Source organism: Streptomyces agglomeratus (genome assembly GCF_001746415.1).
GTDB classification, from domain to species: Bacteria; Actinomycetota; Actinomycetes; order Streptomycetales; family Streptomycetaceae; genus Streptomyces; species Streptomyces agglomeratus.
In genome coordinates this window covers 4470905-4493708 of sequence record NZ_MEHJ01000001.1, presented here as the reverse complement: position 1 = coordinate 4493708, position 22804 = coordinate 4470905, and the positions used below count along the sequence as shown (strand labels likewise).

Below are 22804 nucleotides of genomic sequence, written 5' to 3'. Positions count from 1 at the left end.
TCCGGCCCCTCAGTCCTGTCCGCCGTCAGTCGTGTCCGCCGTCGAGCGCGCCGTCGAGCAGGGACGCCCACTGCGTCACCACCCGGTCGCGGCGCGCCGCGTCGTCGGTGAGCAGGTTGGCGAGTCCCAGGCCGCGGGCCATGTCGAGGAGGCCCTGGACGGTCTCGCGCACGCCCGGCACCGATTCGTCGGCGGCGAGCAGTTCCACGGCGATGCGGTGGGTCTCGCGGCCCACACGGGCTTCCAGTTCGGTGACGCGGACGCCGAGCTGGTCCTCGTTGGAGGCGGCGACCCACAGGTGCAGGGCGGCCCGGAAGAGCGGTCCCGTGTAGAGGTCGACGAGGGCGCCGACGACGGCGGCGCGGTTGGTGGCGCCCTGGGGGAACAGTGCGCGCAATGCCGTGGAACGCTCCTCGGCGACGTACTCGACGGCCGCCGTGAAGAGGTCTTCCCGGGTCGGGAAGTGATGCTGGGCGGCGCCGCGTGAGACGCCGGCCCGTTCCGCGACGACGGACACCGTGGAGCCTGCCCAGCCGCGCTCGGCGAGGCAGGACACGGCGGCCTCCAGGAGGCGTTGTCTGGTGGCCCTGGAGCGGTCCTGCTTGGGTGCCTTGCCGGCGGCCGGCGCCGAGCCTTCGGCGGGCGCCGGTCCTGCGGTTTGCGCCCGGCCCGCGGCGGGCGTCGGTGTCGGGGTCACAGCACCCATGCGGGGTCCCGTCGTTCGAGGAATGCCGTCACGCCTTCGGCCGCCTCCCTGGAGGCGAACAGGCTCGCGGACCGCTCGACGAGCGTGTCCGTGTCCCGGTCGAAGGCTGCCAGCACTGTAGCCGTGACCAGGCGCTTGGACTCGGCCAGCCCTTGCGGGGACGCCCTGCGCAGCCCGTCCAGCACGGGTGCGAGGGCTTGGTCCACGTCGTCGTCGGACCCGATCGTGATCAGTCCCGTACGGGCGGCCTCCGCCGCGTCGAACCGTTCTCCGGTGAGGTAGTAGCGGGCGGCGGCGCGCGGGTCCATGCGGGGCAGCAGCGGCATCGAGATGACGGCCGGGGCGAGCCCGAGCCTGGACTCGGTGAACGCGAAGCTCGCGCCGGGCCCCGCCGCCGAGATGTCGCACGCGCCGAGCAGCCCCAGGCCGCCGGCCCGCACGTGGCCCGTGACGCGCGCCACGACCGGCTTGGGGAGTCCGACGATGCCGCGCAGCAGGGCGACGAGGGCCGCCGGGTCCGGCGGCGTCTTGAGATCGGCGCCCGCGCAGAAGGTGCCCCCTGTGTGGGTGAGCTGTACGGCCCGTACGGAGGGGTCCTTCGCGCACGCGGAGAGGGCGTCGGCGAGCTCACCGACGAGCCGCGCGGACAGCGCGTTGCGGTTCGCCGGTGAGTCGAGGGTCAGGGTCGTGATCCCGCGTTCGTGCGCGGCCGGTACCAGGGTCATGTGCTCTCGCCTTCACGTTCGCGGTCCCGCTGTGCGCGCAGTTCCCGCCTGAGGATCTTTCCGGAGGCCGCCCTGGGGACACTCGCGGTGAACACCACCCGGCGGATCTTCTTGTACGGGGCGACGCGTTCGGCGACGTACGCCTTCACGTCGTCCTCGGTGAGGCTCGTGGACGGCTGGGGGACGACGTAGGCCATGGGCGATTCGTTGCCGTCCTCGTCGTACACGCCGATGACGGCGGCGTCCGCTATCGACTCGTGGGTGAGCAGGAGTGCTTCGAGTTCGGCCGGCGCGACCTGGAAGCCCTTGTACTTGATGAGTTCCTTGACGCGGTCGACGACGAAGAGCCAGCCGTCCTCGTCGATCCTTCCGACGTCGCCGGTGTGCACCCATCCGCCGGCGTCGATCATCGCGGCGGTGGCGTCGGGACGGCCGAGGTAGCCCTTCATCACCTGGGGGCCCCGGATCGCGATTTCGCCCTCCTGTCCCGCGCCCACGTCCGTGGTGGGGTCGTCGAGGGAGAGGATGCGCATCTCCGTTCCCGGGAGCAGCTTTCCGACCGTTCCCGGAGGCGGGTTGGGAGCGTTCCGGGGAACGACGTGTGTGCCGGGCGACAGTTCCGTCATGCCGTACGCCTGGAGCACGGGCGGCAGGCCGAGGCGTTGCGAGCACGCCTGCGCGAGAGCGGCGTCGAGCGGGGCGGCGGCGCTGACGATGTACTCGAGGCCGGACAGGTCGTACTTCGCGACGGCGGGGTGCTTGGCGAGGGCCAGGACGATCGGCGGGGCGACGTACAGGCCGTTGATGCGGTGCTTCTCGATCGCGCCGAGGAACTGGTCGAGTTCGAAACGCGGTAGTACGACGACCGTCGCACCATTGCGCAGCGGTGCGTTCATGAGAGCCGTGAGGCCGTAGATGTGAAAAAAGGGGAGTACGGCAAGGATGCGGTCGCCCGGGCCCATGGGGATGAAGGGGTCCAGTTGCGCGAGGTTGGTGGCGATGCTGCGGTGCGTCAGCATCACGCCCTTGGGAACGCCCGTGGTGCCCGACGAGTACGGAAGCGCAGCGATGTCCTCGGACGGGTCGATGGTGACCTGCGGCTCGGGTGCGGTCGAGGCGAGCATGTCGAGGACCGAGCGGTGTCCCTCCGCGCTGTCGCAGACGAAGATCTCCTCTATTCCGCCGACGAGTTCGGCGGCCCTGCGGGCGACGCTGAGCAACGGTGAGACGGTGACGATCCAGCGGGCGGAGGAGTCGGCGAGCTGCTTGGCGAACTCCTCCGCCGTGGACAGCGGGTGGATGGTCGTGACCGAGGCCCCGGCGCGTGTGGCGGCGTAGAAGACCACGGGGTAGGCGATGGTGTTGGGGCTGTGCAGGGCGAGTACTTCGCCCTTCCGCAGGCCCGCGTCGGCAAGCGCGGCGGCGATCCGCCGGTGGAAGGTGTCCAGTTGGCCGTACGTGATCGTGTCGCCGTTCGTCCCGTCGATCAGGGCGGGCGTGTCGCCGTACTCGGCGGCCCTCCCGAGCACCGCCTCGTGGATGGGCAGCTCGACGGGCTCTACGGGTGCGTACTCGCTCTGGAACGCCATGACGGTCCCCTCCGCGGTATGGGTGGTGGCCAGAATCGCGCCTACTAGTACGACTTGGGGAGCCCCAGGGACTGGTGAGAGACGAAGTTCAGGATCATTTCCCGGCTGACGGGCGCGATACGGGCCACCCGGGCGGCGGTAATGAGCGACGCGAGGCCGTATTCGCGGGTGAGTCCGTTGCCGCCCAGGGTGTGGACGGCCTGGTCGACCGCTCGTACGCAGGCTTCGGCGGCGGCGTACTTCGCCATGTTGGCGGCCTCCCCCGCTCCGAGGTCGTCGCCCTCGTCGTAGAGCCGGGCCGCTTTCTGCATCATCAGGCGGGCCAGTTCGAGTTCGATGTGGGCCTGCGCGAGGGGGTGGGCGATGGCCTGATGGGCGCCGACGGGGGCCTTCCAGACGGTACGTTCCTTGGCGTACTCGACGGCCCTGTTGACGGCGTAGCGGCCCATGCCGACGGCGAAGGCGGCGGTCATGACGCGCTCGGGGTTGAGGCCGGCGAAGAGCTGGAGCAGGCCCGCGTCCTCGTCGCCGACGAGGGCTTCGGAGGGCAGGCGCACGTCGTCGAGGACCAGCTCGAACTGCTTCTCCGGTGCCTGGAGTTCCATGTCGATCTGTGAGCGCCGGAAGCCCGGGGCGTCGCGGGGGACGATGAACAGGCACGGCTTGAGGCGGCCCGTCCTCGCGTCCTCCGTGCGGCCGACGACGAGGGTCGCGTCGGCGATGTCGACCCCGGAGATGAATACCTTGCGTCCCGTGAGCAGCCAGTCGTCGCCGTCGCGGCGGGCCGTGGTGGTGATCCGGTGGGAGTTCGACCCGGCGTCGGGTTCGGTGATGCCGAAGGCCATGGTGAGGCTTCCGTCGGCGAGGCCCGGCAGCCAGGCGGCCTTCTGGCCGTCCGTTCCGAAGCGGGCGATGACGGTGCCGCAGATGGCCGGCGAGACGACCATCATGAGGAGCGGGCAGCCGGCCGCGCCCAGTTCTTCCAGGACGATGGAGAGTTCCGCTATGCCGCCTCCCCCTCCGCCGTACTCCTCGGGGAGGTTCACTCCGAGGTACCCGAGTTTGGCGGCCTCCGCCCAGAGGGCGTCGGGGTGCGCTCCTTCGCGCACGACGGTGGCGAAGTAATCGCGTCCGTAACGCTTCCCGAGAGCGGCGACGGCCGCCCGGAGCGCCCGGTGTTCTTCGGTCTCTGCAACGGCGGTGCTCATGACTGCTGTTCCTCCTGAGACTCTTCGCCAGGCTCTTCGGCCTGTACGACGGCGAGCAGGGCGCCGACCTCGACCTGGTGGCCGGGAACGGCGTGGAGCGCGGTGAGCGTGCCGGAGGCGGGAGCGGTGATGCGGTGCTCCATCTTCATGGCCTCCAGCCAGAGCAGGGGCTGCCCGGCGGTGACGTGCGTGCCTTCCGCGAGCCCTTCGGCGACGCGGACGACGGTTCCGGGCATGGGGGCGAGCAGGGAGCCCGGGGCGGTACTGGTGGTGGGGTCGGGGAAGCGAGGCAGGGTCGTGAGCGTGTGCGCACCGCCGGTGGACGTGTCGACGTACGTACGGCCTCCTGGGTGCGCCGCGACGCGGAAGTGCCTCAGTACGCCGTCGATTTCGAGCGTCACGTGATCGGTCCGTACGTCGTTCACGCGAACGCCCGCGATGCCTTCCGCGGTGAAGCCGTCGCGGGTGGCCCGGTAGCGGATCTCGTGCTCCGTACCGTCGGGCTCGGTGCGGTAGGTCCTGGTCTGTGGCTGGGAGGGCAGGTTGCGCCAGCCGCCGAGGCGGGCCGTCGTGGTCGTTCCCGTGTTCCGCCGGGCGGCCGCGTCGGCCAGGGCGGCGGCGAGCGCGGCGAGCGCCCCTTCCGTGCTGTCCGCGGACGGCGCTGTCAGTGCGTCCAGGTGCCGGTCGTAGAACCCCGTGTCGAGCCGCCCGGCCGCGAAGTCCGGGTGACGGAGTGAGCGGACGAGCAGTTCCCTGTTGGTCACCGGGCCGTGGATTCGGGCGCGCTCCAGGGCATGGGCCAGTTTGCGTACGGCTTCGGTCCGGGAGGGCGCGTGGGCGATCACTTTGGCCAGCATGGGGTCGTAGTGCACCCCTACGACGTCTCCGTCGGCGTACCCGCTGTCGAGCCGCAGGCCGGGCGCCCGGGTGACGCCGAGGGAGTGCAGGAGCCCTGTCTGGGGCTGCCAGTCGCGGGCAGGGTCCTCCGCGTAGAGACGCGCTTCCACGGCGTGGCCGGAAGGGGTGGGTGGCTCGGGGGGCAGCGCCTCGCCCTCGGCGACGCGGAGCTGGAGTGCCACCAGGTCGATCCCGTACACCGCCTCTGTCACGGGGTGCTCGACCTGAAGGCGGGTGTTCATCTCCAGGAAGTAGGGGCGGCCCTCGGCGGAGAGGAGGAATTCGACCGTTCCCGCGCCCCGGTAGTCCACCGCCTTCGCCGCCGCCACGGCGGCGTCGTGCAGTGTGGTGCGCAGGGCGTCGTCCAGGCCGGGTGCGGGGGCCTCTTCGAGAACCTTCTGGTGCCGGCGCTGGAGCGAGCAGTCACGGGTGCCGAGCGCCCACACCGTGCCGTGCGCGTCGGCCATCACCTGGACCTCGACGTGACGGCCGCGTTCGACGTACGGCTCGGCGAAGACCTCACCGTCACCGAAGGCCGCCCGCGCTTCCGCGGTCGCCGCTGTCAGCTCTCCCGGGAGCGCCGCGAGATCGCGTACGACGCGCATGCCCCTGCCGCCGCCGCCCGCCGCCGCCTTGAGGAGCAGCGGGAGGTCCGCTTCGGTGGCCTTCCCTGGCGCGACGGGGGCGAGGAGGGGGACTCCGGAGGCCGCCATGAGTTCCTTGGCGCGCGTCTTTGAGGCCATGGCGTCGATCGCCTCGGGCGGCGGGCCGATCCACACCAGCCCGGCGTCCAGTACGGCGCGGGCGAAGGCGGCGTTCTCGGAGAGGAATCCGTACCCGGGGTGCACCGCGTCCGCGCCGGACGCCAGGGCGGCCTTCACGACGAGATCGCCCCGCAGGTAGGTGTCGGCCGGGGCCGTTCCCGGGAGGCGTACGGCAGCGTCCGCGGAACGCGCGTGGAGCGCTCCCGTGTCCGCGTCGGAGTACACGGCGACCGTGGTGATGCCTAGGTGCGCGCACGTGCGGAAGACGCGGCAGGCGATCTCGCCGCGGTTGGCTACGAGGACTGAGGAAATCGTCGGACTCATCGGGAGGCCCTTCACATCCGGAAGACGCCGAAGCCGCCGCGCGCGCCCTCGACCGGTGCCGTGTGGATCGCGGACAGGCACAGACCCAGCACGGTCCTGGTGTCGCGCGGGTCGATGACCCCGTCGTCGTACAGCCGCCCCGACAGGAACATCGGCAGGGACTCCGACTCGATCTGCTGCTCGACCATGGCGCGCAGCCCCGCGTCGGCTTCGTCGTCGTACGGCCGGCCCTTCGCGGCGGCGGACGCGCGGGCGACGATCGAGAGCACACCGGCGAGCTGCTGCGGGCCCATGACGGCGGACTTGGAGCTGGGCCAGGCGAAGAGGAAGCGGGGGTCGTAGGCGCGCCCGCACATGCCGTAGTGACCGGCTCCGTACGACGCGCCCATGAGGACGGACAGGTGCGGGACCTTGGAGTTCGACACCGCGTTGATCATCATCGCGCCGTGCTTGATGATGCCGCCCTGCTCGTACTCCTTGCCGACCATGTAGCCGGTGGTGTTGTGCAGGAAGAGGAGGGGGATGTCGCGCTGGTTCGCCAGCTGGATGAACTGGGCGGCCTTCTGGGACTCCGCGCTGAACAGGACGCCCTGGGCGTTGGCCAGGATGCCCACGGGATAGCCGTGGAGGCGGGCCCATCCGGTGACGAGGCTGGGGCCGTACAGCGGCTTGAACTCGTCGAAGTCGGAGGCGTCGACGATACGGGCGATGACTTCGCGGGGGTCGAAGGGGACTTTCAGGTCGTCGGGGACGATGCCGGCGAGCTCGTCCTCGTCGTACTTGGGCGGCTCGGCGGGGGCCGGCTCCGGGTGCGCCTTGCGCCAGTTGAGGCGGGCGACGACGCGGCGGGCCTGGCGCAGGGCGTCGCGCTCGTCCAGGGCGAAGTAATCGGCGAGGCCGGACGTACGGGCGTGCATCTCGGCGCCGCCGAGTGATTCGTCGTCCGACTCCTCTCCGGTGGCCATCTTGACCAGGGGCGGGCCGCCGAGGAAGACCTTCGAACGCTCCTTGATCATGATGGTGTGGTCCGACATTCCGGGGATGTACGCCCCGCCGGCCGTCGAGTTGCCGAAGACGACCGCGATGGTCGGGATTCCGGCGGCGGAGAGGCGCGTGATGTCGCGGAACAGCGCGCCGCGGGGGATGAAGATCTCCTTCTGGGACGGGAGATCCGCGCCGCCGGACTCGACGAGGCTGATGCAGGGGAGACGGTTCGCGTACGCGATCTCGTTCGCCCGCAGGGCCTTTTTGAGGGTCCAGGGGTTGGAGGCGCCGCCGCGGACCGTGGGGTCGGTGGCGGTGATCAGGCATTCGACGCCCTCGACGACGCCGATGCCGGTGACCATCGACGCGCCCACGGCGTAATCGCTGCCCCAGGCGGCGAGGGGTGACAGCTCCAGGAACGGGGTGTCCGGGTCGAGCAGCAGCTCTACGCGTTCCCGGGCGAGCAGTTTGCCGCGCTCGCGGTGGCGGGCGACGTACTTGTCGCCGCCGCCGGCGAGGGCTTTGGCGTGTGCGGCGTCGAGGTCGGCCAGCTTGGCGAGCATGGCGGCGCGGTGGGCTGCGTAGTCGGGGCTCCGGGGGTCCAGGGCGGTGGGGAGCACGGTCACTTGGGCACCGCCGTGGGAGTGGGGGTGAGTGCGTGTGCCGACGACGCTGCGGGCGAAGGCGCGGCGGCGTCTGCGCGTGCCGTGGCGGGTTCGGGTGGCTGCGGTGCTGTTCCCGCGCCCGCCCCTTCCCGAGCCGGGGCTCCGGCCCGGGCCGCCGCCCGGGAGTGTTCGGCCTTCACAGGAGTACCTCCGGTATGTCGATGTGCCGGGAGCGCAGCCATTCGCCCAGGGCCTTGGCCTGGGGGTCGAAGCGGGACTGGGAGGCGACTCCCTCTCCCAGGAGCCCCTCGACCACGAAATTCACCGCTCGCAGGTTCGGCAGGACGTGCCGGGTGACGGGGAGGTGCGCGGTCTCCGGGAGCAGCTCCCGGAAGCGGTCCACCGTCAGTGCGTGCGCCAGCCAGCGCCACGCGTCGTCGGAAGGCACCCATACGCCTACGTTGGCGTCCCCGCCCTTGTCCCCGCTGCGTGCTCCCGCGACTCGGCCGAGCGGGACTCTGCGGGTCGGTCCGGTCAGTACGGGCGGCAGGCCGGGCGCTTCGCCGAGCGGCTCCAGGGCGCGGGTCGTCGCGGGTCGCGGAACACGCACCCGTTCGCCGTCCGGCAGCACCGCTACATGCTCCACCTCCGACGCGTCCACGTACGCCGCCTCGAAGACCCCGTACGGCGCCCCCTTGCCCGGCGGGGCCGTCACGTGGAAGCCGGGGTAGCTGGCGAGCGCCAGCTCGATCGCCGCCGCGCTGATCACGCGGCCGACGTTCGCGGGGTCCGGGTCCCGTACGACGAGGCGCAGCAGGGCACTCGCGCGTTCCTGTGTGTCCGCGTCCGGCCTGTCCGTGCGCGCCAGTTCCCAGCGGACCTCCGCCGGGCGGCTCTTGGCGGCGGACAGCGCGTCTTCCACCTGCTCCCGAACGAGTTCCGCCTTCGCCTCGATGTCGAGGCCGGTCAGGACGAACACGACCTCGTTGCGCCACCCGCCGACGCGGGTCATTCCCGCCTTGAGCGTGGGCGGCGGCGCTTCTCCGCGTACGCCCGAGATCAGTACTCGGTCGGGGCCTTCCCGCGTCAGCCGTACGGTGTCGAGTCGCGCCGTGACGTCGGGGCCGGCGTACCGGGGCGGGCCCGTTTCGTACAGGAGCTGCGCTGTGACCGTTCCCGTGTCGACGCGACCGCCCGTTCCCGGGTGCTTCGTGATGACCGACGAACCGTCGGCACGGATCTCCGCGAGGGGGAAACCGGGGCGCCTTCGGGCACGTTCACGGGAACGCTCCGGGAAACGTTCCGAGGAACGGTCGGCAGAAGAAGAGGAACGCTCCCCGGAACGGTCCGCAGCAGGAGTTGAACGCTCCCGGGAAGGGGCCGGGAAGTCCTGGAAGAACGCGTAGTTGCCGCCCGTCGCCTGCGCCCCGCACTCCAGCACGTGCCCGGCCACCACTGCCCCCGCCAGCCGGTCGTACTCCTGCGGGCCCCACCCGAACCACCACGCCGCCGGTCCCGTGACCAGAGCGGCGTCCGTGACGCGTCCCGTCACCACCACGTCGGCGCCCGCGCGCAGGCACTCCGCGATCCCGCCGCCGCCCAGGTACGCGTTGGCCGTCAGGGCCCCCTCGGGCAGCGGCAGGCTGTCGCCCTCCACATGGGCCACCCGCACCGGCACTCCGACGCGTTCCGCCAGTTCCCGTACGGCGTCGGCGAGCGCTCCCGGGTTCAGCCCGCCCGCGTTGGCGACGATCCGCACCCCGCGCTCCCGGGCCGCACCCAGGTTCTCCTCCAGTTGCCTCAGGAAGGTCTTGGCGTAGCCGAGGCGCGGGTCCTTCAGGCGGTCGCGCCCGAGAATGAGCATGGTCAGCTCGGCAAGGTAGTCCCCGGTGAGTACGTCGAGTTCGCCGCCGGTGAGCATCTCCCTCATGGCGTCGAAGCGGTCGCCGTAGAAGCCGGAGGCGTTCCCGATCCGCAGGGGGCGCCGCTCCCCGCCGCTCCCGCTGCCGGCCGCCGCCCTCACGCGTCTCCCCCGGCGTCTCCCTCTGCGTCTCCCCCGGCCCGGCGCTGCGACGGCCGCCCCTCGCCCGCCGGTCCCGCGAACGCCTGCGCGATGTCCAGCCACCGGTCGGCGTCGGCTCCCTCGGCCCGTACCGCCACGTCGTCACGGTGGGCCCGCTGCGTCACCAGGAGGCAGAAGTCGAGCGCGGGTCCGGTCACCCGCTGCCGGGCGTCCTCAGGGCCGTACGTCCACAGTCCCGACCCGTCCGGCGCGGTCAGCTCCACCCGGAACTCCGCGGCGGGCGGCGTCAGCCCCCGGACCGCGAAGGCGTAGCCGCGTGCCCGCACCCCGATGCGGGCCACGTGCCGCAGCCGCGCCGTCGGCTCCCGGCGTACGCCCAGCGCGTCCGCGATGTCCTGGCCGTGCGCCCAGGTCTCCATGAGCCGCCCGGTCGCCATCGAAGCGGCGCTCATCGGCGGCCCGTACCAGGGGAACTTCACCCCGTCCGGCGCTGCCCGCACAGCGCGCTGGAGCTGCTCGCGACCGTCCCGCCACCAGGCCAGCAGCTCGTCGACCGGCAGCGCGGCCCCTGCCTCGGCGCCGTCGTCGACGAACCGCTCGGGCGCGGCGAGCGCCTCGCGCGCCTCGGCCGCGAAGCCCTCGGGGTCGGTCACGGACAGCAGTGCCGCCGTGTCCGTCCAGGCGAGATGCGCGATCTGGTGGGCGACGGTCCAGCGCGGCGCGGGGGTGGCGAGCGACCACTGCTTCTCGCTCAGGCCCCCGACCAGCCGGTCGAGTTCGTCGCCTTCGGCACGGAGATCGTCGAGCACGTCTGTCGGATCGGACACGGTGCGCTCCCCTCGGGGTAGGGCGGTGTGTCCGGAGCATGGCAGCCCCTCAAGAAACAAGCAAGCGTGCTTGCATTATTTTCCGAAGCCCGAATGCGGGCGTCACTCGGCCGACTTGGCCCGCTCCCGCCGCCCCTGGCGCGCCTGGCTCCGTACCGCGCCCATGCTCGCGCCGATGACCAGCGCGATCGCCAGTGCGTCGGTCGTCGAGAGGGCCTGGTGCAGCACCAGGAAGCCCGCAACCGCCGCGATGGCGGGCTCCAGGCTCATCAGTACGGCGAAGGTCGCGGCCGGCAGCCGGCGCAGCGCCAGCAGCTCCAGCGTGTACGGCAGTACGGAGGACATCAGCGCCACCGCCACACCGAGCGCCAGCGTGCGCGGCTCCAGCAGCCTGTCGCCCGCTCCCGCGATGCCGAACGGCAGGCTCAGCAGCGCCGCCACCGCCATCGCCAGCGCCAGCCCGTCCGCCTGCGGGAACCTGCGGCCGGTCCGCGCGCTGAAGAGGATGTACGCCGCCCAGCAGCCGCCGGCCCCCAGCGCGTACGCCGCGCCGACGGGATCCAGCCGGTCGAAGCCCCCTCCGCTGAGCAGCACGACGCCGCCGAGCGCGAGCGCGGCCCACACGACGCTCATGGCGCGGCGCGAGGCGAACACGGACAGCGCGAGCGGGCCGAGCACCTCCAGGGTCACCGCGACGCCCAGCGGGACACGGTCCAGCGACTGGTAGAAGAGGCCGTTCATTCCGGCCATGGCGAGGCCGAAGGCGGCGACGGTCCACCAGTCGGCCCGGGCGTACCCGCGCACCTTCGGCCGGCACACGACCAGCAGGAGCACGGCCGCGACGGCGAGTCGCACGGCGACGACACCGGCGGCTCCGGTACTGGGCATGATCGTCACCGCGACGGCGGACCCGAACTGCACCGACAGCCCACCGGCCACCACCATCGCGACCGGCCCGAGCCGGGCCCCCAGCCGTGCTCCGGCGGGGCTGCCGGCGCTCTCGACGGGACCGGCGTCGGAATACGGAGGAAGGGAGGGGGAAGCGGGGGCGGGGGCGTGGCCGGGGGCCGCCGAGGTGGGTTGATCCATGCCCTCCACGGTAAAGGGGCCAGCACCGTAGACCGCCCACACCCCTGACCGTCAGCCGTCCAGCGCCTCGTCCGGCGCCTCGTCCAGGGCCTCGTCCAGCCCCTCCGCCAGTACTTCCGCCAGGTGCCTCGCTCTGCGGCCCGCCAGTTGCTCCAGTTGCGTGCGGCAGGAGAACCCGTCCGCCAGGAGCTCCGTTCCGGGGGCGGCGGCGCGGACAAAGGGCAGCAGTTGTTCCTCCGCGCAGGCGACCGACACGTCGTAGTGGCCGCGCTCGAAGCCGAAGTTTCCCGCGAGGCCGCAGCAGCCTCCGCTCAGGGCGCCGGTGAGACCGGCCCGCTCGCGCAGGCGCTGTTCAGCCGCGTCGCCCAGTACGGCGTGCTGGTGGCAGTGGGTCTGGCCCGCGACCCGGCGGTCGATCCTCGGCGGCTGCCAGTGGGGGGCGTACTCCTCCAGCACCTGCGCGAAGGTGCGTACCGAGGAAGCGAGCGCGGCCGCTCTCGGGTCGTCCGGCAGGAGCTCGGGGAGATCCGCCTTCAGCGCGGCCGCGCAGCTCGGTTCCAGGACCACGACGGGCAGCCCGGCGGCGCGTTCCATGCGGTCCAGGGTGTGGCGCATCACCGCGCGGGCCCTGCCGAGCTGTCCGGTCGAGACGTACGTCAGGCCGCAGCACAGCTGCCGTGGTGGCATCACGACCCGCAGACCGGCTGCCTCCAGTACGCGCACCGCCGCTCGGCCGGCCTCGGGGGAGAGGTGGTTGGTGAACGTGTCGGGCCACAGTACGACGGTCGTCGTACCAAGCTCCGGGGGCCGTTCCCGCACGGCCCTGTTCCGCGCCCGCCACCAGTTCCGCAGAGTGGTGCGCGCCGGGGTGGGCAGGTCACGCTCCGGGGCGATGCCTCCCAGGCGCTTCACGAGAGCGGTCAGCGGGCGTACCCGGGAAGCGACCCGCAGCGCACCCGCGAACGGTGCCGCCGCGCGCAGCCACACGGGAAGCCACCCCATCGCGTAGTGGGCCGCGGGTCGCAGGCGGCCCTCGTAGTGGTGGTGCAGGAACTCCGCCTTGTACGTCGCCATGTCGACGCCCACCGGACAGTCGCTCCTGCACCCCTTGCACGACAGGCACAGGTCGAGCGCGTCGCGCACTTCCCGCGACCGCCACCCGTCCGTGACCACCTCTCCGGCGAGCATTTCGTGCAGCAGACGCGCACGCCCGCGCGTGGAGTGCTGCTCGTCGCCGGTGACCCGGAACGAGGGGCACATGACGCCCGCTCCCGCCCCCGACTCGGTACGGCACTTCGCGACGCCCACACAGCGGCGGACGGCGGCCGAGAAATCGCCGCCGTCGTGGGGGTACGCGAAGGTGACGTCCACGCGCTCCCTGGGGAGCACGGTGAAGCGGAGGTTCTCGTCCAGCCGGGCGGGGCGGGCGAGCATGCCCGGGTTCATTCCGCCGGCCGGGTCCCACACGTCCTTGAAGCGTCCGAAGAGGGCGACGAGTTCGTTCCCGTACATCTTCGGCAGCAGTTCGGCGCGTGCCTGTCCGTCGCCGTGCTCGCCGGAGAGGGAGCCGCCGTGCGCGACGACGAGTTCCGCCTGTTCCTCGGAGAAGGCGCGAAAGCGCCGCACCCCGCTCTCGCTGAGCAGGTCGAAGTCGATCCGGACGTGGATGCAGCCGTCGCCGAAGTGGCCGTACGGCGTGCCGCGCAGGCCGTGCCCGGCGAGCAGGGCCCTGAAGTCCCGCAGGTACGCGCCGAGCCGTGCGGGCGGTACGGCGCAGTCCTCCCAGCCGGGCCATGCCTCGCTCCCGTCGGGCATCCGGGTCGCCGTGCCGCTGGCGTCCTCACGGACGCGCCACAGGGCGCGCTGTCCGGCCGCATCGGTGACGACCGTCCCGTCGAGCGCCTGGGCGGCCTTCACGAGCCGCTCGGCGCGCGAGAGCGCCTCGGCGGGCGAGCCCCCGCCCATCTCCACGAAGAGCCAGGCGGAGCCGCGCGGGAGCAGTCTCCGCTCGTTCTCGGGAACGAGGTCTTCGGCCATCCCTTCCACCGTGAGCGGACCGTACGGCAGGAGCGCGGGAGCGGCCTCGGCCGCGGCACTCTCGCCGGCGTACCCGAGAACGGCGAGTGCGCGTGCACGGGGTGCGTCCACCAGGCGTACGGTCGCCTCGCTCACCACCCCCAGCGTTCCCTCGCTTCCGCAGAACGCCCGCGCGAGGTTCACGCCGTTCTCGGGAAGGAGCGCGTCCAGTGCGTACCCGGAGATACGGCGCGGCAGCTCGGGGAAGCCGGTGCGCAGGAGCGCGAGGTTGCCGTTCACGAGTTCGCGCAGACCGGCCGGTGCGCCCTGCCAGCCCTCGGCCAGGCGCAGCTCGTCGCCGCCGTACGTGACGACCGACAGGTCGTAGAGGTTGTCGGCCGTCGTACCCCATGCCACCGAGTGCGAGCCGCACGAGTTGTTCCCGATCATCCCGCCGAGCGTGCAGCGGCTGTGCGTGGAGGGGTCCGGCCCGAAGGTCAGCCCGTACGTCCCCGCCGCAGCCCGCAGGTCGTCGAGGACGACGCCCGGCTGCACCACGACCGTGCGGGTCTCGGGGTCGAGGTCCGTGATGGCGCGCATGTGGCGCGTGAAGTCGAGGACCACGCCCGTTCCGGTCGCCTGCCCGGCGATCGACGTGCCGCCGCCGCGCGGCACGACCGGCACCCCGTACGCCCGGCAGACGGCGAGCGCGGCGACCACGTCGGCGGTGTCGCGCGGGGCGACGACACCGAGCGGCACGCGCCGGTAGTTGGAGGCGTCCATCGTCATCAGGGCGCGCGCCGCCGCGTCGAAGGCGACCTCGCCCCGCACAGTGGCGCGCAGCTCGCGCGTCAGCGCCGCCGTGTCGTTCCTGGGCAGCCCCTCCCCTTGCCCGCGCCACCCGTTCCGCCCGCCACGCCCGTCGTGCTCGCGCCCGTCACCCTGCTCAGCCATGCGCTCAAGGATGCCGATGACCCGCTCCTCCCCGCGAGGGCGCGGGGGAAGGCCGCAGTGGAGGCCACGGACGCGCGCTGCGGCCGGTACGCCGAAAGGGTGAAGTTCGGCGCAGCGGCAAAGGAGCGGGTGGACGTGCCTGCGGCGCTTTCCCCACCCCGCCCCTTCCCGAGCCCCTACCCCGCCCCTCCCGAACGCCTTCCCCAGTCCCTCCCGAACCCCTTCCCCAATGCCTTCCCGAACCCCTCCCGCCCTCTCCCCGACCCAGGGCTGGGGCCCCGAGGAAAGCGATCCGCCGTCTCACGGGCCGGAGCGCGCGTCTCACCCGCCGGACGGGCGCCTCCCGGGCCTCCGCAAACCGGCTACGCTCCGGCTCGTGGCTGAGATCCAGATTCCCGCTGACATGAAGCCCGCCGACGGCCGTTTCGGCGCGGGCCCCTCCAAGGTGCGTACGGAGGCGCTGGACGCCCTGGCCGCGACCGGCACCTCCCTCCTCGGTACGTCCCACCGCCAGGCCCCGGTCAAGAACCTGGTCGGCTCGGTGCGTGACGGCGTACGCGACCTCTTCCAGCTCCCCGAGGGTTGCGAGGTGATCCTGGGCAACGGCGGTTCCACCGCCTTCTGGGACATCGCGACCCACGGCCTGATCGAGCGCAAGTCCCAGCACCTGAACTTCGGCGAGTTCTCGTCGAAGTTCGCGAAGGCCGCCAAGCAGGCGCCCTGGCTGGACGACCCGACCGTGATCGCCTCCGACCCCGGTACGCACCCGGACCCGCAGGCCGAGGCGGGTGTCGACGTGTACGCGTTCACCCACAACGAGACCTCGACCGGTGTCGCGGCGCCGATCAAGCGCGTGCAGGGCGCCGACGCCGGCTCCCTCGTCCTGGTCGACGCCACCTCCGGCGCGGGCGGCCTGCCGGTCGACATCGCCGAGACCGACGTCTACTACTTCGCCCCGCAGAAGTCCTTCGCCTCCGACGGCGGCCTGTGGATCGCGGTCTTCTCCCCCGCCGCCCTGGAGCGCGCCGCGCGCGTCCACGCGTCCGGCCGCCACATCCCGGAGTTCTTCAGCCTGCCCACGGCGATCGACAACTCGCTCAAGAACCAGACGTACAACACCCCCGCGCTGGCGACCCTCTTCCTGCTGGACGACCAGCTGAAGTGGATCAACACGCAGGGCGGCCTCGACTGGTCGACCCGCCGTACCGCGACCTCCGCGGCCAACCTGTACGGCTGGGCCGACGAGTCGAAGTACGCGACGCCGTTCGTCACCGACCCGGCGAAGCGTTCGCAGGTCATCGGCACGATCGACTTCTCCGACGAGATCGACGCCACGGCGGTCGCCAAGGCGCTGCGCGCCAACGGCATCGTCGACACCGAGCCGTACCGCAAGCTGGGCCGCAACCAGCTGCGCGTGGCGATGTTCCCGGCGATCGACCCGGCCGACGTCCAGGCCCTGACCGCCTGCGTCGACTACGTGATCGAGAAGCTCTAGCCGTTACGCACGAAACGAGAAACGAAAAGGGGGCCCGGCCGACACCGGGCCCCCTTTTCGTACCTCCCGCGCTCGTTTCTGGTTGCGCTAGGCCGATAACCGCTCTACCCAGGGCGCACCCCGCTGCTTACAGTCCAGTCCGAAGGGTTCCGGCGCTTCGGGTACCGGCCGGAACCGCTTGAATCTTTGACATGCCCATGCCACTTTACGCCGTCTCGCGCACGGGTTCAGAGATTCAGCACGCAGGCCCCTCGGTTGCACCCCCCAAGTTCGCCCGACGACCGATCGGAGCACCATGCCCGGATGCACGCGCACACACCCGAAGTTACTCGTCGGCGGAGCGGCCGCCGCGCTGCTCGCGTCCACCCTGTTCGCGCAAAACGCCTCGGCGACCGGAAACCCGAGCGAAAAGCAGGGAATCGTCGCGCCGCCCGACAAGATCGTCATCGAGATAGCGACCGTCAACGGTTCGGGCTGCCGCCAGGGAACGGCCGCCGTCGCCGTCTCCCAGGACAACACGGCCTTCACCGTCACGTACAGCGACTACCTCGCCCAGGTCGGCCTGGGCGCGAAGCCGACGGACTTCCGCAAGAACTGCCAGCTCAACCTCATCGTGCACGTCCCGCACGGCTTCACCTACGCGGTCGCCAGCGCCGACTACCGCGGTTACGCCCGCCTCCAGGCCGGCGCCACCGCCATCCAGAAGGCGTCGTACTACTTCCAGGGTTCGCCCGATACGGCGTCCAGGACCCATCCGCACACCGGCCCGTACGACAACAACTGGCAGGCGACCGACGAGACCGACTGGGGTCAGCTGGTCTGGGCGCCCTGCGGGGTGAAGCGGAACTTCAACATCAACACCGAACTGCGGGTCAGCGCGGGCACCTCCGACCCGGCGAAGACGAACAGCTTCATCACCATGGACTCGACGGACGGCGACATCAAGACCATCTACCGGCTGGCCTGGAAGGAATGCCCGGCCTGACCGCGACTGGGTGGGCCCGCACCCCTCCCGGGCCCACCCCCCGAATCCGCCCCGCAGTCAAGCGGTTCGGCGGCTCACCGACTGAGCCCCTGGAACCGCCGCACCGCCAGCGGCAGGAACACCGCCGTGATCACCAGCGGCCAGACCACCGCCATCAGCACCGCGTTCTCCTCGATCCAGGAGCCGCCGCTCACCGGCTGCCCGAAGAGCTCGCGGGTCGCCGTCACCGTCGACGAGACCGGATTCCACGCCGCGACAGGACCGAGCCAGGTCGGCATCAGGGACGGGGCCACGAAGATGCTGGAGATCATCGTCAGCGGGAACGCCACGGCGTAGAGACCGCCGGCCGCCTCGGCGTTGGGCACGAGCAGGCCCAGCCAGACGCCCACCCAGATCAGGCTGAAGCGCAGCAGCAGGAGCAGTCCGAAGGCACCCACCGCCGCGAGCGCGCCGCCCTCGGCCTCCCAGCCGATGAGCAGGGCCGTCCCCGCCAGGATCGCCAACTCGGCGCAGGCCACCAGCAGATCGGACACGCCCCGCCCGGACGCCACCGCCGACGGCGCCATCGGCATGGAGCGGAACCGGTCGATCACACCCTTCGTCGAGTCCGTGACCACGGCCATCGTCGTTCCCATGAAGCCGAAGGCCATGGTGGACGCGAACATGCCCGGCATCAGGAACTCCCGGTAGTCCCCGTCCCCCGGCACGGCCATCGCCTCGCCGAAGACGAACCCGTACAGCAGTACGGAGACGATCGGGAAGCCGAGCTGCCAGACGATGTTCACGGGCTGGCGCTGGTAGTGGGTGAGGGTGCGCCGGGTCACGTTCCAGCAGTCGGCCAGCGCCCAGTAGAGCCTGCGCTCGGATCCCGCCACGGCAGCGTACGAAGTGTCCGCAGTGCTCTTCACAGTGGTGTCCGCGGTGCTCATGCCGCTGCCTCCAGTTCCGCACGGTGTCCGGTCAGGCGCAGGAACACGTCGTCGAGGCTCGGCCTGCGCAGTCCGATGTCCTCCACCGCGATGCCCTCGTCCTGCAACGTCCGCGCCACCTCTGTCAGCGCGGCCACCCGGTCGCCGACCTGCGCGTGCACCCGCAGCGCCGCGTCGTCCGTCTCCGGTTCGGACTCCGACACCCGGGCGATCACCTTGGCGGCGATCGCGAGATCCGCCGCGTTCCCGACCACAACCTCGATACGGTCGCCGCCGACCCGGTTCTTCAGCCCGTCCGGGGTGTCGTCGGCGATGGCCCGGCCCCGGTCGATGACGGTGATGTGCGAGGCGAGCTTGTCGGCCTCCTCCAGGTACTGGGTCGTCAGCAGTACGGTCGTGCCGCCCGCCACCAAGGCCCGTACCGCATCCCACACTTCGCCCCGCCCGCGCGGATCGAGCCCGGTCGTCGGCTCGTCGAGGAAGAGCACCCGGGGAGCGAGGATCATCGACGCGGCGAGGTCGAGCCGGCGCCGCATCCCACCGCTGTAGGCGGCCACTCCCTTCTCCGCGGCCTCCACCAGATCGAACTGCTCCAGGAGTTCACCGGCCCGGGCACTCGCCCGCTTGCCGCCCAGGTGGAAGAGGCGGCCGAACATCTCCAGGTTCTGCCGCCCGGTCAGCACCTCGTCGACCGCCGCGTACTGTCCGGCGAGGCCGATCCGGCGGCGTACGCGCCGGGCATCGCGGGCCACGTCCACGCCCGCGACCTCCGCGCGGCCGCCGTCGAACTTGAGCAGCGTGGCCAGGACGCGCACGGCGGTCGTCTTGCCCGCGCCGTTGGGCCCGAGGAGGCCGTGGACGGTGCCCGCGCGGACGGCGAGGTCGAAGCCGTCGAGGGCGAGTTTCCGGGCACCGCCCCTCGCCCCCCTCTTCTCGGCGTACCGCTTCTGGATTCCTTCGGCCCGCACGGCGTAATCGGTGGCACTCACAAGGGGCTCCCTTCCCGCTCAAGACGAAACTGAGTACGGCGTACTCGAATGAGAGTACACCGTACTCAGTTTGTGTCCACGGGATTTAAGGTGAGCTCATGAAGAAGAAGACCGGGACCGGCGACACGAACGCCACGAGCGACGCGAGCGCGACGGGCGACACGAGCGCCACAGGCGACACGAGCGCCACGGGTGCCACGAGCGACGCGAGCGGCGGCGGGCGCATCGGCCGCAGCCTCGAAATCCTCTGGGGTACGGGCGAGCGCCCCACCCGCGGCCCCAAGCCCGGCCTGACGCTCGACCGCATCGTCGGCGCGGCGGTGGCACTCGCGGACGCGGAGGGCATGGACGCGGTGTCGATGCGCCGCCTGTCCACCGAACTCGGCACCGGCACCATGTCGCTGTACCGCTACGTACCGGGAAAGGCCGAGCTGCTCGACCTGATGCTCGACCGCGTCCAGGGGGAACCGCTGGACGCGGTCGACACCTCGGAACCGGTGGACTGGCGGGAGGCCGTCGAGACCATGGCCCGCACCCATCTCGCTCTGCTGCGGCGTCACCCCTGGCTACTGAAGATCAACCAGGCGCGCACGGTTCTGGGCCCGAGCGCCGTGCTGGGACTCGAAGTGTCCCTGGCCGCGCTCAAGGGGATGGGGCTCACGGACAAGGAACTGATCGGCGCGATCATCACGGTCCAGAGCTTCGTCGTCGGCATCGCCCGGATGGAGACCGAGGCCGACGAGGCGGCCAAGGAGACGGGGCTGAGCCACGAGGACTTCTGGGCGAGCCAGACGCCGTACCTCGAACGGGCCATGGCCAGCGGCCGGTTCCCGCTGGTGGCGGGACTCGACGAGGACACCTTCTCCACCGACTTCGACCACTTCTCGTTCGGCCTGCGCCGCCTGATCGCAGGGTTCGAGGTGCTGGTGACGGAGCGGGCCGAGGGAAGGTGACGGGGCGCGGCACCGACGTGCTCCCACCCCCCGCGTCAGCCGTCAGGCCGTGCCGCGCGCCGTGGCCGGCTCCGGGCCCTCGTCCCGCTGGGCCACCCGGGCGTTGAGGATCAGCACCACACCCGCCGCCACGATCCACAGCCCCAGCAGCAACGGTGTCGCCCAGGCGCTGAACGGTCCGGCCAGCGACAGCACCGCCACCACGAAGCCGAACCACCCGAGCCACCCCGGCACGGCCCGCGACTCCCGTGCCACGCGCCAGACGGCGAACAGCAGTACCGCCGCTCCGGCCATCGCCGCGATCTCGGCGGCGTACGCGACGTCCAGGAGCAGGATCGCGATGAGCGCGGTCTGGGGGCCGACGCGGAACACATCGGACGTGTTCAACGTGATCGCGAACACGTTCCCGGCGATCGCCGCCAGCAGCAGGAACGCGGTGAACACCGTCCCGCCCACCAGCACCAGGTGCGAACGGTTGCCCGCCAGCCGCGACAGCGCGACCAGGAAGAACATGAACAGCAGGCCGGCCGCCAGCAACAGCAGGGCCGAGGTCTCCGCCAGCGCCTGGTTGCTGTCCTTCCGGTAGAAGGACACGACCTCACCGAGGGCGCCCCGCCCGTCGGTGTCCGGTGTGTTCAGCCACAGGATGTGCCCGACGATCAGCAGTACTCCGGCCACCAGCCCGGCGATCCCCGGCCACAGGTCCCGGTGCGGGGCGGGTTCCGGATGCGACGCGTAAGGGGTTTGTGCGCTCTGCGAAGCCATGATCGCGGCCTCCCGCGTGCCGTGAAGCATCCCCGAGCCGTCTGTCCCATTTTGTCACCGGGAGCCACGGACCCGCACGACGCAGTACCGCGCCGCAGAACCGCGCCGCGTCCTCAGAACCGCGCTGCGTCCTCAGAACCGGGCGTGTGCCGTGATGTCCGCGTCGAACTGGTCGATCATCGTGGGCGTCACCGTCGGCCGGCACTGCCCGATGGCCGCCAGGTAGTCCTCCGTACTGGCGCCGATCGCGCGCGGATCGCCCGTACCGCCTCCGACCTCCTCCAGGTCGCGCTCGAACGCGGCCTGGGCGGCGATGCGGGCGGCGTGCTCGATGTCGGCCGGCGTGAACAGTTCGCTCGCCTCCACCAGTCGCGCCACGTCCACATCCACCCGGCCGTCCGTGTACCGGGCCCAGATCGCCGCCCGCGCCGCCGTGTCCGGCGTACCGATCGGGATCAGGTAGTCGAACCGGCCGGGCCGCAGGAACGCCGGATCGAGCGACCGGATCGAGTTGGTCGCGCACACCAGCAGACGCTCGTCACCCTCCCGGAAGCCCGGTATGAGCTTGAGCAGCTCGTTGGTCACACCGTGCATTCCGCCCGGCTGCGCGGGTTCGGTCCGTACGGGAGCGATCTCCTCGACCTCGTCGATGAAGACGAGCACCCGCTCCAGCTCCGCGATACGGGCGAACGCGTCCCGCAGCGCCGCCGCCAGGTTGCCCTCGTCCGCCAGCCGGGAGGGCAGCAGCTCGACGAACGGCCAGCCGAGCTTGGAGGCGATGCCTCTCGCGAACGTCGTCTTGCCGGTCCCGGGAGGCCCGAAGAGAGCGACCGCGCGCGGCGGCCGTACGCCGTGCCGGGCAGCCCGCTCCGGCTGCGCGAGCGGCAGTACGACGCGCCGCTCGATCAGGTCCTTCTCGGCCTCCATACCGGCCACCTTGGCCCACAGGTCGCTCGGCAGGAAGCGCCCGCCGAGGTCCTCCAGCAGGTTGGCGGACGGCCCGTGGAGCGGCTCCACCTTCTCGAAGTAGGCGACAGCCGGCCGGCGCGTGTACCCCGCGTTCAGCAGCCCCTCCCCGAGGAGATCCTCCTCGGGCAGTACGTAGGCGATACGCCCCACCCGCGCGGCGACGAGCCGCCGCTCCAGCTCCACCAGGAGCGCACTGGCCAGACCCCGTCCCCGCCACGCCGAGGAGATGGCGATACGCATCACCCAGGCGCGCTCACCGGCGACGCAGGCGAGCGCGGCGCCGATGGGAACGCCCTGGTGCACGGCGACGACGGCGGGCTGCCGTGAGGTGAGCGCACCGATGCACTCGGCCAGCGAGAAGACCGACTCCTGCCCGAGCTCGGCCGTGGTGTCGATCAGGTGGACCACTGCCGCGAGATCGCTCTCGCGGTAGTCGTGGATGAGCCAGTTCACCGGTACCGCCCCTCGTAGGTGCTGTTCCGGTGAGGCTAGGGGCGCCGCTGTGGCGGGTCCTGCGCCACTGTGCACAAAGCGGGGAGAGAAGTCGGACGATCCGTCCCTAGCCAGTCACGGCCGGCGGGGACCGCGACAACCGGCAGGACGGACGACCAGGCAGCCGGGCAACCGGGCACCGGGCACCGGGCAGACAACGCACCGATGGCCCCCGCCCCGCTCGAACGCGGGACGAAAGGCCATCGGCTCATGATGATGCTGAGGACAGACAGACAGGCTGACGAGCAGCCGGCCAGTACGGCTGTGGCTACTCGGGCAGGAACCCCTGCTGCTGGCTGCCGCCCATCCTGCCCTCCTGCTGGCTCTGCTCCCGCAGCCGGTCGGCCTTGTCGAGCAGCTTCTGACGCTCCTGCGGGTCGGTCGCGCGCTCCGCCGCCTGCTTCAGCTGCTCAGCCTTCTCGCGCATCTGCTGCACACGGCCACTGGATTCGCCTGCAATGCTCATCGTCACTCCTTGACGCTAGGAAGAGCGGGTCCCCTCCAGCGAAGCAGGGC

General features: G+C 71.6%; 18 protein-coding genes. 3 read left to right on the top strand and 15 right to left on the bottom strand.

From position 1 onward, the window contains the following. Positions 1-25: 25 nt before the first annotated feature. From AS594_RS19615 to AS594_RS19570, 10 genes are all read right to left on the bottom strand, one after another. The gene (locus AS594_RS19615; RefSeq protein ID WP_069928270.1) at positions 26-706 is read right to left on the bottom strand and encodes a TetR/AcrR family transcriptional regulator; all 681 of its coding nucleotides are present in this window, start codon (positions 704-706) and stop codon (positions 26-28) included. After that, entirely contained in the window at positions 694-1431 is a 738-nt protein-coding gene (locus AS594_RS19610) for an enoyl-CoA hydratase family protein (protein ID WP_069928269.1), read from the bottom strand. Before AS594_RS19610 ends, AS594_RS19615 begins: the two co-directional genes overlap by 13 nt. Then, complete coding sequence (locus AS594_RS19605; protein ID WP_069932502.1) at positions 1428-3020, bottom strand: 4-coumarate--CoA ligase family protein; 1593 nt, start codon at positions 3018-3020, stop codon at positions 1428-1430. The genes AS594_RS19610 and AS594_RS19605 overlap by 4 nt, the downstream gene beginning before the upstream one ends. A 44-nt stretch (positions 3021-3064) precedes the next feature. Next, positions 3065-4228 (bottom strand): acyl-CoA dehydrogenase family protein, encoded by a 1164-nt coding sequence (locus AS594_RS19600; RefSeq protein ID WP_069928267.1) that lies wholly within the window; start codon positions 4226-4228, stop codon positions 3065-3067. Continuing rightward, the gene (locus AS594_RS19595) at positions 4225-6213 is read right to left on the bottom strand and encodes an acetyl/propionyl/methylcrotonyl-CoA carboxylase subunit alpha (RefSeq protein ID WP_069932503.1); all 1989 of its coding nucleotides are present in this window, start codon (positions 6211-6213) and stop codon (positions 4225-4227) included. Before AS594_RS19595 ends, AS594_RS19600 begins: the two co-directional genes overlap by 4 nt. 11 nt (positions 6214-6224) lie before the next feature. Next, on the bottom strand, positions 6225-7823 hold the full coding sequence (locus tag AS594_RS19590; RefSeq protein ID WP_069935179.1) for an acyl-CoA carboxylase subunit beta: 1599 nt from the start codon (positions 7821-7823) through the stop codon (positions 6225-6227). A 175-nt stretch (positions 7824-7998) separates the two neighbouring features. Then, positions 7999-9732 carry an acyclic terpene utilization AtuA family protein gene (locus AS594_RS19585; protein ID WP_107358082.1) on the bottom strand — a complete coding sequence of 578 codons (1734 nt, stop codon included), beginning with the start codon at positions 9730-9732 and terminating at the stop codon, positions 7999-8001. Between the two features lie 89 nt (positions 9733-9821). Continuing rightward, the gene (locus tag AS594_RS19580) at positions 9822-10652 is read right to left on the bottom strand and encodes a TIGR03084 family metal-binding protein (RefSeq protein ID WP_069928263.1); all 831 of its coding nucleotides are present in this window, start codon (positions 10650-10652) and stop codon (positions 9822-9824) included. A gap of 102 nt (positions 10653-10754) precedes the next feature. Then, the gene (locus AS594_RS19575) at positions 10755-11741 is read right to left on the bottom strand and encodes an EamA family transporter (RefSeq protein WP_069928262.1); all 987 of its coding nucleotides are present in this window, start codon (positions 11739-11741) and stop codon (positions 10755-10757) included. Positions 11742-11792: 51 nt separating this feature from the next. Further along, positions 11793-14711 carry an FAD-binding and (Fe-S)-binding domain-containing protein gene (locus AS594_RS19570; protein ID WP_079148157.1) on the bottom strand — a complete coding sequence of 973 codons (2919 nt, stop codon included), beginning with the start codon at positions 14709-14711 and terminating at the stop codon, positions 11793-11795. Between the two features lie 376 nt (positions 14712-15087). Between AS594_RS19570 and serC the strand changes: the two genes are divergently transcribed. Together serC and AS594_RS19560 are read left to right on the top strand one after the other, a co-directional pair. Continuing rightward, entirely contained in the window at positions 15088-16206 is a 1119-nt protein-coding gene (serC, locus tag AS594_RS19565) for a phosphoserine transaminase (protein ID WP_069932504.1), read from the top strand. A 295-nt stretch (positions 16207-16501) separates the two neighbouring features. Further along, complete coding sequence (locus tag AS594_RS19560; protein ID WP_069932505.1) at positions 16502-17191, top strand: DUF4360 domain-containing protein; 690 nt, start codon at positions 16502-16504, stop codon at positions 17189-17191. 74 nt (positions 17192-17265) lie between these two features. Here AS594_RS19560 and AS594_RS19555 read toward each other — a convergent pair whose 3' ends face one another. Both AS594_RS19555 and AS594_RS19550 read right to left on the bottom strand, forming a co-directional pair. Continuing rightward, a complete protein-coding gene (locus tag AS594_RS19555) occupies positions 17266-18120 on the bottom strand; it encodes an ABC transporter permease (protein ID WP_069928259.1) in 855 nt (284 codons plus the stop codon). Beyond that, positions 18117-19109 (bottom strand): ATP-binding cassette domain-containing protein, encoded by a 993-nt coding sequence (locus AS594_RS19550; RefSeq protein ID WP_069928258.1) that lies wholly within the window; start codon positions 19107-19109, stop codon positions 18117-18119. Before AS594_RS19550 ends, AS594_RS19555 begins: the two co-directional genes overlap by 4 nt. Positions 19110-19207: 98 nt before the next feature. Between AS594_RS19550 and AS594_RS19545 the strand changes: the two genes are divergently transcribed. Beyond that, positions 19208-20062, top strand: coding sequence for a TetR/AcrR family transcriptional regulator (locus tag AS594_RS19545; RefSeq protein ID WP_069935178.1), 855 nt, complete (start codon positions 19208-19210; stop codon positions 20060-20062). A gap of 42 nt (positions 20063-20104) precedes the next feature. Here AS594_RS19545 and AS594_RS19540 read toward each other — a convergent pair whose 3' ends face one another. The 3 genes from AS594_RS19540 to AS594_RS19530 all read right to left on the bottom strand — a co-directional run bounded on the left by AS594_RS19540 (position 20105) and on the right by AS594_RS19530 (position 22754). After that, entirely contained in the window at positions 20105-20827 is a 723-nt protein-coding gene (locus tag AS594_RS19540) for a hypothetical protein (protein WP_141743752.1), read from the bottom strand. A gap of 132 nt (positions 20828-20959) precedes the next feature. After that, positions 20960-22249 (bottom strand): ATP-binding protein, encoded by a 1290-nt coding sequence (locus AS594_RS19535; protein WP_069932507.1) that lies wholly within the window; start codon positions 22247-22249, stop codon positions 20960-20962. A 307-nt stretch (positions 22250-22556) separates the two neighbouring features. Continuing rightward, positions 22557-22754, bottom strand: a complete 198-nt coding sequence (locus AS594_RS19530; protein ID WP_069930625.1) for a DUF6381 family protein — start codon at positions 22752-22754, stop codon at positions 22557-22559. Between the last annotated feature and the right edge of the window lie 50 nt (positions 22755-22804).